This window comes from Clostridium magnum DSM 2767, assembly GCF_001623875.1.
GTDB classification, from domain to species: domain Bacteria; phylum Bacillota; class Clostridia; order Clostridiales; family Clostridiaceae; genus Clostridium_AM; species Clostridium_AM magnum.
Genome location: NZ_LWAE01000002.1, coordinates 1,285,759 through 1,297,134 on the forward strand (window position 1 = coordinate 1,285,759; position 11,376 = coordinate 1,297,134).

The window sequence follows — 11,376 nt, forward strand, 5'->3', positions numbered from 1 at the left end:
TTTAATTAATTCTTAAGTTTAAATTGCAAACAAAGTCATTTGTCCTTCAATTAACTTATTTTTATCCCTAGTCTTTTTTACAGTATTGCTTAGCTTCTTTATGTCCGATTCTGTTAGAGTGAATAAAGTAAGTTCCTCTTGCTTTGAATTTTCTGGATTAGTTACTTTAGACTTTGCTACTTCAACAGGCTTAGCCTTTACTAATTCAATATCTTCCGTTATCTCTTTAACTCGATATTTCTTTATAAGCCTATCTGATATCTCCTTATATGACATTTTATATTTCTCTTTGCAATAATTCTTCACATCCATATCACCATATAATGAAATAGTTGCGCCCTTTGTAGTGCATGTAACTTGTCCTATAAAAAATCCATACTCTCCGCAAAGAGTTCCACCGTAATATTCATGTTTGAGTGCCTTTTCCAACTTTGCTTTATCCCCACTATTGATCATTTCCTGGTATCTGTCAGTGTAAATCCACTTAAGTGCATGTCCTTTAGCAGTTTCCTCATCCATATTAATAGCTGCTAGTCGGCCTCTTCTCATACTGTCCTTATGCAAAGGATCAAATATAGAATGTAAAATAACCTCGTTGTAACCTTTTATAATTAACTGGTCACTTGCTTGAGGTTTCCCCCATCTATAAAATCTTTCGCTTGAATGAAGTACATCCCATATATAGTTCTGTTTGTTGTAAAATTCTAAATCAGAAAGAATTGTTAAGTCCTCTGTTTTAACTGGTGTTGCATTAAGGCTTATGCCTTTTCTCACTAATTCTTCTAATGTGTATACTTTACTTTCGTCAAACAGTTCAAAAATTGTTCTTGCTATTTTAAGCTCTATTTCTCTAATTGAAATTTCTCTTGTTAAACAGTTAGGAGTTCTTTCAACCATTGCTTTTAAGGTAGGATCATCTTCTAATTGAGATTTTATTATAGGTGATGATTCAGCCTCATTCTCACCATGTTTATATATGAATGATAGTGATTCCTTGTCCTCAGATACCTTAACATCATGTAGACTGTATTCCATCATATTTTTAGATCCCTCATATTGAAGAAGTATGGTTTTATAAGGTGATTTTGCAATTTCTACAACACAATCGTCCTCTGTTTCTTCCTCTTCTTCTATGATTTCCACATCTACAGTTTCCACATCATTATCTACTGTATCTACTATTTCAACATTTACTTTATCAACTTCAGTAGTTTGTTCTATAACAGGTAATTCTGTAGTTGTTTCTGCTGACAACTGGACTTCTTTATTATCCTCACCTAAAATAATGCTTAACTCTGCAATTACACTTTCTAATTGGGCTATGTCCCCTCTTGATACTAAATATTCTGTTTGAAATTTAGCGGCTGCTATTCCCAAACGATATAAATGTCTTTCTTCACCTTCAGTTAAGATGTTATTAACTTGTAGTCTAAAGTATTTCTTTAAATTATCTAAGTGTTTGAAGTAAACTACATGATATTTTGGTGAATTTAACATATCGTTGTAAGTTCTTATAAAGCCACAATCTTCAAGTTTCCTATCAATTTCAAGAATGGAACTTGGTACTTCCTTCTCCTTATTTATTAAAGATTTACTACTTACTATATCTACATATTCCTGGTATTTCTTATCAGAAACATTTGCTGGAGTTAAGTGTTCCTTCATGGTCTTTGAAAGTTCAGTTTCTTGTACTGGCGAAATCACTTCTTTATTTACTGGAGCTTCAGCATTTTTAGTAGTTACAACTTCTTCATCCCCTGTATTTTCTGTTTCTATTTGAGGATTTGATATACTACTTGCCTTTTCAAACATTTCAACAAATTCTGGCTCATAGTAAAAAGATGAATTTCCCCCATATCGTCAAAAACCTTGTAGAAGTAATATCCTGTACTATCACTAATTAGCTTATACTCTATTACTTCTTTATTACACCTGTATACTGTCTTCATGCTATCTACAACCGCAGTATAATAGTGCAATCCCCCTCTTAGGTTGATAAATAATAATCTGTCCTCTATGCCCATGCTTTTAAGTTCATCAGAACGATCATTTTTATCTTCTATAACTCCTTCATAGCTTGGAGATATACCCTTTGTAATATGAGCTGATACTTTGGTTAAGACATCTACCAATTTCCACTGTTCAGCTAGTTCTTTTAATAGCTTTTCAGCTTTTTCGATAGCTATCTTTTTAGCTTCATCCATATTCCTATTTTGAAGTGGCTGGTAGCTTACTACAGTACCAGTTGTTGTTTCTACTACCTCAAAGTAATCATATTGATCTTCCTTTGTATAGCACACCACAGTTTCTAATCCACTTATGATATTAACAACCTTATATTTTTTTACTTCTATATACGCTCTGTCATAGATTGCTTTGAACTTATAAACCTTATCAGATACTTTTTTAACTCCCTCAATTAATGTATTATCACTTACTAAACTCAATAAATTTTCCATATTTGCTCAAATCCCTTCATATTTTATTTGCATAAATCCTTTTTATTAAGGGAAGAATTTAAATACTAAATTCTTCCCTGTATTTGTATAAATCCTAATTAAACTGAAAAACTTAAATTTGGTTTTAGGGCTCCTACTCTCTGCATTATTGCTTCCTTTATGGTATCGGCAATAGCACTTGCCATTCCAACGGGAACACCATTGCACACTTGCAATTGTTTGGATGATAAACTTCCATAGAATATAAAGTTGTCATCCAAGCCTTGCAATCTGGCACATTCCCTCACACTCAGGATACGATTGAGTTCAGGGTGCAGTATCATAGCCTTTCGTGGGTTAACTATTGTTATTGAAGGCTTGTCCCACTCGATTCTCTTGAAGTAATCACTGTGCTGCCCTGATGGTCTAAATTCTTGTGGAATATCATGTACATTTCCACCAGAAGGCACAAACTTCATCCTCTCCAATGTGAGTGGTTTAGGCTTAGAGTAATCCTGCTGATTAGGAGTTGCATCTGTTAAACCTTCAAATGCCTGTCTTACTGTCTGTACTGCATGTAGTTTCGGCTTTTGTATGTCTATCTTGCCTATCTTACTCCCGATAAGGATGCTTCTCTTACGCTCCTGGGCACCATACTCAGCTGCATTTAATATTGTTGAAGTAATCTCAAAGTCCTTTAATTCGGATTTAATTTCCTCTAGCAACTTTCCCTCGCCAATAGTATTCACTTGTCCTACATTTTCATGAACAAACACTACACATTCATCATTGTGCTTCACAGCCTCAATATATTTTCTAAGAAGTATATTATCTTCTATGTCTAATATTCTTTCTGCTTCATGTAACTGCTTATTAATATTAGTTACCCTATTCGAGTTACTATATTTTACACAGGGCGATCCACCTATGACGATTGGTGCTTTAGGGATAGTTGTTAAGTCTAAATCTCTAATATCAGCATTTACGATATGTGGTCCAATATTCTTTGAATAAGTCAAACAAGCATCAGCACTAATGTCTGTAGCAAAGATTATTTCAAAAAATTCGCTTGCTCCATTAGTTCCTTTGCATTTCTTGAAACCCATATCTAATAGTCCTGCTCCAGAGAATAGACTTACCACCTTCAAAGGTATTTCTAAGTTTTTAACCTTATTTTTTAGTTCCTTTGAATTACTGAACTTTTCAGCAGCAGTAGTTGCAGTTTGTATTACTTCGCTAAAGTCAAAGCTGAGTTGTTCAAATCCAACTGCTTTCTTCAAGTCCTTAACTGACATAACAACTTCAGATATCTTCTTAACCTTTATTAAGTCAGTTATGCTTGTTATCTTTCCAGCCTTGCTTTTAACACCCTTAACAAGAGATACTGCCTTATCTACAAAGGATTCCTTTGCATTAACATATCCTTCAACAACAACTAATGAGTTTTTAATTGTGACTTGTAGATAGTCAACATCCTGAAATGCCTCTAAAACCTCTTTTTTTCTAATGTCAATGACCGCTTTAGTATTACCTTCTTTAGTAACCCTTTTAGATACTTTATTGTCCTTCTCATTATCAGAACTAATAATGAATAATTTCTTAGACTTTACATCTAAAATGTAGCGGTAGTGACTACCAACCGTTAGGTTGGTAAGTCCTAGCTCTTTATCTTGAAGGTAAATTCCCCTTTTAGATAACTTCATTTTTCTTTTTTTAATCATTTGCGGAAATCCTCCTAATTTTCATTTGCTCAAATCCTAACAATATCTAGTGTATATCTCTATACACTGATTAATTTTACTCACTTTACACATAGACTACATATAATTAATGTAGTCTATGATTTGTTATCATTGTGGATAAATTAATTATAATTTCTCATATAATTTACCCCTTAAAATTTCTAATTGCTCTTTTAGTTTCTTATTTTCTTCTTCTAATTCTTTAATCTTTTTATCTTTAGCCATTATGATAATATCTTTAGATTTAGCTGTCTTATCATATTTGGCTCTTTGATTCATTTCCATACTTACTTGTTGCTGTCTTAATTCTTCAATTCTATTTTTAACTTCTTCATTATTATAAAGAAAAGTTTTAGATACTCCACTGGCTATCGCCACGCTATTGAAATTAATCTTTTCTTCACTAAGAGAAAGTTCTCTAATAGCTTTATCAACCTTTTCTAAAGTAATCTTTGTTTTTTCCTCTGCATATTTCTTTAATCCCTTTGTACTTCCAGCCATTATTGAATATCCTCCCTTGAAGCTCCATTTTTATGTAGTATCTTTTGTTCCCTAACTCTTTCGAGCGTATCTTCCAGCAATTTTAAGTATGTTTTATTCTTCTCTGCCCACAATTCTCTTCCACATCTTTCAGCAATATCAATTTGTTTTTTAGTATGTTCAATTTCATCTTCATATTCAGGAATATTTTCAACTGTAGTACAGAAACTTGCACAAGTTAAACAATGGTTCATTTGTTGCTTACATGGTAGTTTTGAAGGTTTAAAACATACACCGAAAGGTACTCTTACAGCATCTAAATTCTTTTTAACATATTCGTATCGTATAAGATTTTCACCATCATCAGAATTTAGATCTATTTGTTCAAGTTTATTGGTTTCAGTATTAACTCTAAATAAGTCTAAATCCTCAGTATTCTTCCATTTCTCGTAGAGAGTGTTTTCTGTTACTGTTGCATAATGGACTGTCATTTGAAGGCTCTGATGACCTAATATCTGTTGTATAATGCTAATACCCATACCTTGTTCTACATATTCTTTAGCTCTTGTATGCCTTAGTGAATGAAGCCTAAAATGATATAACTCACTATTAACATCTCTAATATCTTTTTGTTCAATAAGTCTTTGAATTGTATATAATAAAGATGCTTTATTCAATGGTCTTCCTTTTAATTTACCTTCATAAGTATTAAATAAATACTTTTTAGGGTTGTTTTCCTCTGTACTTAACTCTTTAGCTTTATCAATAGCTTTCTGAACCATTTCAGCAGCCTTATCCCTAATCGGGATTTTAAGTTCTGCAATGCCAGTCTTAGTTATTTCACCACAAAGGTAATAATTATATCTTTCCTCTTTACTATTCCATATCTGATCTAGGCAATTATCATATCTAAGATTTAATATATCAGTACCACGCCATCCTGTTTCTCTTAGGAGAATATAGATAGGTATATACTGTGGTCTATCTAAATCCATAATATTGTTATCTAATTGTTTCAATATAGGCTCTGGAACAAATTTAACCCTTCTCATTTCGTCTTGCACAAATTCTCTTCTCGGAATATCATCTTGGAAAATTAAAAATGACACTTCCTTTTTAGGAGCTTTATCATATTGAGCTATTTGAATATACTCTAAGAATGTTCTTACATAAGATATATATTTACTTGTTTCTGTAAGGTTTTTATCTTTTCTTTCATTACCTATAAAAAACAAATAATTTTCAATATCTTCTCTGTTTAAATTTTCAATAAAACCGTCTTTATATCCGTTATTATAAAAATAGTTAAAAAACACTTTTAAATGTTTTAGTATATTAAAACAATGCCCCCAACTTTTTTTAGTTATAATAGTTTTAAAATATCTTTTAACCATATCTTTATAATAAATAGGGATATCTGAAAAATTTATAGATGTAGCTAATCTATCTGATGTAGCACTCTTTTTAGCACCTTTAATATTCTTTGAATACCATATATCTTTTTCAGTTTCTTCTCTATCATCATATAAATCTTTAATAAAATCTAACAAGTAATTTGAAAACCAAAAATAACTTTTTTCATTTATATCAAATTTAATACCTCTATCTATTAAAAATATTTTCCATTTTATAAATGTCTTTTCTCTATCTAATTCTAATAAAGACTTTCCAGTATAAAATTCAGAGAAATGTTTTAGCGACACATTTAATCTAAGAATACCTTTGTTAGTCAGTAATTTTTCTTTATGTTTGTAAAGAAAAAAATATTTAATTTCATTTTTTAAATTATCATTTTTAATATTTGAAAAATCTATATATCGCATATTAGATATTTTTTCTCCTATAAAGAATGTTTCTATAGCATCCCATATATCATTCTCTAACCAATATCCATTATCCTGACTAAGATACTCAATTATTTCTTCATACTTGCTTTGTTGATTACTTTTTATCAGTTGTAAATTATCCACTTTATTCTTCCCCCTCGTTATAAATATCCAAGTCCAAATTAGGTTGAGTTTTCTCAAACTCCCTTGTTATATCTTCATCTGAGGGGTGAATATAAGTGTTCATAGTGGTATAAATATTTTTATGACCTGCTCTCACTCTAAGAAGTTCTGGTTGCCATCCTGCCATTCTAAGTACTGTTAATGAGCTATGTCTGAACATATGTGGTGTAACATATATTCCTGTTTTCTTTTTAAGACTTCTAAATAAATTATCTACATCAACATAGTGCATAGCTTTGTTTTTGTTATTACCACTTATCTTTATGAAAATATGATTAGTTTCAACTTCTTCATTATGGTATTCAGCTATATATTCCATAAACATGTCAGCCAAATTTTGTGATATATCTATTCTTCTAGGACTTGATACCGTTTTAATCTCAGCATTATTTTCAAGTTGTCCTCTGTCTTTTAAATCAATAACCATATCGCTTATATCAATATCTTCGATCCACAATGACAAGGTTTCGCCTATTCTCATTCCAGTTTCATAAAGCAACGATAACAAAAACTTATCTCTTAGATTGCTACAAGCTCTAACGAGCATTTCTATTTCATCTTTAGAAAGAGTTTTTGGCTTGCTCTTAGGCACTTTTAATTTAAGGATATTACTTGTTACTTTTTTCTTATCATAAGCTATCTCATACAAAAATCCTTTAAAGTTTCTGCTTGAACTTGTAACAAATTTTTTAAGTCTTTCTGAAACATCATTGCTGTATTCTTCATGTCTTAAAATGTAGTCATAGAACAGCAATACAGTATCAACTATAATGTTTACTGTTCTTGGACTTCTTGCAGTATCTACAGGTGTTGCAGGTATTACTTTTAAACTCTTATATGGATTCTGTAACCAATTCACAAACAATGATAAGTCATCAATAGTTACCTTTTGAAAATCTAATCCTCTTTGCTCTAAATACTCAAAGTACAACTTTAAGTGCTGACAATACATTCTAAGTGTATTTCTTGCATAATTGGTATTATCCTTAAACCTAATAAACTTCAATATAGGTTCTATTGGTAATCCATCATTATCTGCTACATAATATCTCTCTTTTTCTTCTGTTTTAACCTTTACAACTTCCATTCAATTTACACCCCTATATTTCTCTCTTATAATTATTATTTCTAATATAGGGTTTGCTATAAGTACTATAATTATTCAAACTATATATTTGTTACTTATAGTTATTTTTATATACAGGAATATAAGTTAAGCTACTATAAATACCATATTATTAACTACACTATATTACTAAAATTTTAAACGTGTACTGGCACTCTGCTTAAAAATCTGTCTATTACTATTAATTGGTTAGCCTTGCCTATAGCAGTTTCCTGTGATAATTCCTTTTCAATAATTCCTCGGATTTCACTTGGCTTAATACCACTTTGAATAGCCATATCTATAAGAGAACGAGGTACTGCTCTTCCCTTTTCTATTGAATTCTTAACAGCTTTCTCATACACTTTTAAAAGTTCCATTTTACTCATAATCAAATCTCTCCTTTTTATTTGCTTAAATCCTATTTTTTTAATTTGCTAAAATCCTCGGTATTTACCGATTTGTAGTATTTAAAATCCTTTTTATAAATAGTGTTGAATGATCCTAAACTCCAAAGTAGTTAAAATATCCACCAGCTTCAATAATTTCAGCTACAGTTTCCCTGTAAGGAATATCAAACATATTGTATTTCATGTATTCCCTTACATACTCAAAGGTTTCATCCTTCTTAGCAAAGGCTAGGCATTCAATGTTCTCTATTTGTACTAATGAATAACCCTTTGAAATAGCAATAATATTAAATTCCTCAAAGCAGGCCTTCTTATTTAATAGCTCTTCACAAAGGCTATCAGGAAGATATACTGCAGCTCCCTCTGATTCTTCTAACTCAACTATTAGCTTGGCAACTTCATTCTCATATTTCATATTTGCACCATCCTTTATTTATTTGCTTAAATCCTTGATAAAGTTATACTGCTAAACTTTTCTTAATCTCTTCTGCTTCTTCTTGGCTAGCTACTAATTCCATGGTGTTAAGTCTATAACTTTGCCATACTTACAGGTATCTTCAAGACTTTTACTTTTATCTTCCCATCCGTTAGGACCATAACCTTGTCTCATAGCTTTCAATGATTATTCCTAGATAATCAAGCAATTCTTCAAGGTATACGTTGTAGACCACACCGTAGACTGTAGCTGTAATCATTGACCTGTTGTAGTCATATTCCTTGATGATGATATCTTCAAGGATAAAATTTATGTCATACTCATGAAACCATTCCTTAAGCAGATTAGTTAGCGGTGATTGACTTTTTTCTTTCATTTGCAAAAATCCTTTCCTTTATTCTATTTTCAAGGTATTGAAGTTGTATTTAGTGTTAGGATAAAAACCCTTGCATTTTACTGTAGCGGTATTAATCCCATCTGCCAGTACAACCTCATCCTCAAATCTCCCTATTACTTTTATCCCTAGATAACCTAGAGCCTCTGGAATAGAGTTATTGAGGTTTAAAGCATGTCCTAGTTTTAACTGATACATCAGTTCAGCTAGATAAGAGTTCAACTCTTTCCTTAAAGCAATTTCTTCAAGAAATTTTAGAGTTGATATTGCCTCTTCAGACTTTTTTACTGTTGTTTCAACCTTTCTTTTAGTAATAAAGTGACCATTGGCTCAGATCCTTTCTTTTGTTATTTTGCTTTACCTTTTCTACAAGTTGATAATTTATTAGTGCTATTCTACAGAATATTCTTTAGCCATATATGTTGTACCTAAGATGTTTTCAGCTTTTTTATAGTGTCTAAATAAAGAATCATAAATAGATTTATCTTTAAAATAGCAGCTATAAAACTTTAAAGTTCTTACTGAGTTATCCCATTCTGCAAATAATGTTAAGTTGTCAGCGTCTTCTAACTGTTCCATACCTTCTTCTGTTTCATAAAGCTTTATAATTTCTTTGCAACTTAGTATCTTGTTATCTATAGTGCAAAACATGATACAATCACCAGAAATTAAAAACCCTATTCCGCTAACATCAACACACACTCGATAGTTTCCACCACTTGTAGAGCAAGCAAATTCAAACTTCTGTTGCAATTCACCTAACAAATTTCTCATTTTCTAAATCCTCCTACTGTTTTTTTCCAAAACAAAAAAACTTTAGGAAAACAGATAGTCATTTGACTAAATCCTAAAGTATTTGCTCAAAAATTATTTAATTTGTAAAAAATCCTTCTAGGTAAATAGATACCTAAAATTTTGTGTAAAAATATATTTTGTTATGATATTATTATACTATTTTTTGTTGTGAAGTGCAACCTATACGATTAGTTATTTAATTATATAAATTGAATACATGCCTTTCTTTATTAAACCATATTTAATTAACTAAATAATGTTCTATTCTCGCTATTACCGCATATAATAATAGGTTAGAGCTGATTCTACAGGGATTAAAAAAGTTATATTACTACTTTTTTTATAAAGCTTTTGTACACATTAAATCAAATTTTGCATATATTTATAATGTAGTAGAAAATTGTGACAGGATAACATGAAAAATGGTATAATTAATATGTATGGACTATGTTGTTAGTTGAAACATAAAAGCGAGGTACATACTAGTAAATTAGCTAGATCAGGTTTGATATGCATGTCCTCTTAATACCAATTTATTGTCCTGTCCATAAAACATGGTGAAAACACCTTAATGGGTGTGGAAGCCTAGAAGGAAGCAGGTAAGCCAGTACAAAGGATAACAAATTGGGAATCGGAGGAGATAAAGTGCAGAAAAGCAAAAAAGATAGTTTAAATAAATTTTTCATTGCTATGACTGTTATAGCATTCATCTGGGCAGTCGTGGAAATCGTAAGATTTGGGATTTTATCTCAATCAGCTCTATCGTCTAACGAAAAGAGCTTCAATTATGAAACTAAATTCAATGTGAACGTAAAAACAGGAGAGATAGGAACATCTACGAGAATTTCAACAAATCCTTCTGATAATGGTTCAAATTCGTCGGCATCACAGGTAGGCACTAAAGTAAGGACGGATAATACACAAAAAAATAAGAATGATGGAGTGGCCTCGCAAACTTCTCCATCAAACCCTACAAACTAACTAAAGCTGGCATACACTACCTGCTTCCTTCTATCTATTTTTATTATAACATATTTATAAAAAAAAACATTTGGATTTCCATATAAGTTAAAATGATGAGTAATTAATTTAAATATAATAACATGGAGGATTTTATGCAGATACCTATTATAGCAGGAATAGGCATTATAGCTATGGCTGTAGTTGTCGTTGTTGCTATCAAACTAATCTCAAAATCAGAACATAATCAAGACGAAGACTAAAAGTATATATAAAGGTGGATTAAAACTTTCTTTGATTAAGAGGAAGAATATGGTATAATTTTCATTAAAATTAACTTTTTATGCACTAGGGGGTGTTTTAATGAAGGTTGCAAAATATCTGCAATTTCAAGGGGAAGAAATTAATATAGAAAGCTTAGAGAAGAAAATAAAAGCTATCTGGAAAGATGCTGGCAAGCTCCAGAAAGATATAAAAACATTAAAAAATTTATATTAAACCAGAAGAAAGTACATGCTATTATGTTATCAATGATAGTGAAAAGGGTAATTTCTCTATGAATTAAACTTAATGGTATATCCTATGTAGAGAATAGGATATACCATTA

At 30.9% G+C, this 11,376-nt stretch carries 14 protein-coding genes; 3 read left to right on the top strand and 11 right to left on the bottom strand.

The window, feature by feature from the left end; all coding sequences use genetic code 11:
- Positions 1-18 precede the first annotated feature (18 nt).
- The 11 genes from CLMAG_RS13440 to CLMAG_RS13485 all read right to left on the bottom strand — a co-directional run bounded on the left by CLMAG_RS13440 (position 19) and on the right by CLMAG_RS13485 (position 9,788).
- On the bottom strand, positions 19-1,812 hold the full coding sequence (locus tag CLMAG_RS13440) for a hypothetical protein (RefSeq protein WP_066622922.1): 1,794 nt from the start codon (positions 1,810-1,812) through the stop codon (positions 19-21).
- The gene (locus tag CLMAG_RS13445) at positions 1,773-2,459 is read right to left on the bottom strand and encodes a hypothetical protein (protein WP_066622924.1); all 687 of its coding nucleotides are present in this window, start codon (positions 2,457-2,459) and stop codon (positions 1,773-1,775) included. Before CLMAG_RS13445 ends, CLMAG_RS13440 begins: the two co-directional genes overlap by 40 nt.
- 98 nt (positions 2,460-2,557) lie before the next feature.
- Positions 2,558-4,159: a DNA cytosine methyltransferase gene (locus CLMAG_RS13450; protein WP_066622925.1), complete on the bottom strand. Its 1,602-nt coding sequence runs from the start codon at positions 4,157-4,159 to the stop codon at positions 2,558-2,560.
- 147 nt (positions 4,160-4,306) lie between these two features.
- Entirely contained in the window at positions 4,307-4,681 is a 375-nt protein-coding gene (locus CLMAG_RS13455) for a DUF6262 family protein (protein WP_066622928.1), read from the bottom strand.
- The gene (locus tag CLMAG_RS13460; RefSeq protein WP_066622931.1) at positions 4,681-6,630 is read right to left on the bottom strand and encodes a tyrosine-type recombinase/integrase; all 1,950 of its coding nucleotides are present in this window, start codon (positions 6,628-6,630) and stop codon (positions 4,681-4,683) included. The genes CLMAG_RS13455 and CLMAG_RS13460 overlap by 1 nt, the downstream gene beginning before the upstream one ends.
- 1 nt (position 6,631) lies before the next feature.
- Positions 6,632-7,756 carry a tyrosine-type recombinase/integrase gene (locus tag CLMAG_RS13465; RefSeq protein WP_066622934.1) on the bottom strand — a complete coding sequence of 375 codons (1,125 nt, stop codon included), beginning with the start codon at positions 7,754-7,756 and terminating at the stop codon, positions 6,632-6,634.
- Positions 7,757-7,932: 176 nt separating this feature from the next.
- Positions 7,933-8,163 carry a hypothetical protein gene (locus tag CLMAG_RS13470; RefSeq protein WP_066622936.1) on the bottom strand — a complete coding sequence of 77 codons (231 nt, stop codon included), beginning with the start codon at positions 8,161-8,163 and terminating at the stop codon, positions 7,933-7,935.
- 115 nt (positions 8,164-8,278) lie between these two features.
- Positions 8,279-8,599 carry a hypothetical protein gene (locus tag CLMAG_RS13475; RefSeq protein ID WP_066622938.1) on the bottom strand — a complete coding sequence of 107 codons (321 nt, stop codon included), beginning with the start codon at positions 8,597-8,599 and terminating at the stop codon, positions 8,279-8,281.
- A 172-nt stretch (positions 8,600-8,771) separates the two neighbouring features.
- Positions 8,772-8,996, bottom strand: a complete 225-nt coding sequence (locus CLMAG_RS31755; RefSeq protein ID WP_153040991.1) for a hypothetical protein — start codon at positions 8,994-8,996, stop codon at positions 8,772-8,774.
- An 18-nt stretch (positions 8,997-9,014) separates the two neighbouring features.
- A complete protein-coding gene (locus CLMAG_RS13480; RefSeq protein ID WP_066622941.1) occupies positions 9,015-9,212 on the bottom strand; it encodes a hypothetical protein in 198 nt (65 codons plus the stop codon).
- 192 nt (positions 9,213-9,404) lie between these two features.
- Positions 9,405-9,788, bottom strand: coding sequence for a hypothetical protein (locus tag CLMAG_RS13485; protein WP_066622944.1), 384 nt, complete (start codon positions 9,786-9,788; stop codon positions 9,405-9,407).
- Between the two features lie 666 nt (positions 9,789-10,454).
- Here CLMAG_RS13485 and CLMAG_RS13490 point away from each other — a divergent pair.
- The 3 genes from CLMAG_RS13490 to CLMAG_RS34960 all read left to right on the top strand — a co-directional run bounded on the left by CLMAG_RS13490 (position 10,455) and on the right by CLMAG_RS34960 (position 11,334).
- Positions 10,455-10,790, top strand: coding sequence for a hypothetical protein (locus CLMAG_RS13490; RefSeq protein WP_066622947.1), 336 nt, complete (start codon positions 10,455-10,457; stop codon positions 10,788-10,790).
- Between the two features lie 342 nt (positions 10,791-11,132).
- Entirely contained in the window at positions 11,133-11,267 is a 135-nt protein-coding gene (locus CLMAG_RS33725; RefSeq protein WP_242873019.1) for a DUF6465 family protein, read from the top strand.
- The gene (locus CLMAG_RS34960; RefSeq protein ID WP_423231076.1) at positions 11,263-11,334 is read left to right on the top strand and encodes a hypothetical protein; all 72 of its coding nucleotides are present in this window, start codon (positions 11,263-11,265) and stop codon (positions 11,332-11,334) included. The genes CLMAG_RS33725 and CLMAG_RS34960 overlap by 5 nt, the downstream gene beginning before the upstream one ends.
- The last annotated feature ends 42 nt before the right edge of the window (positions 11,335-11,376 follow it).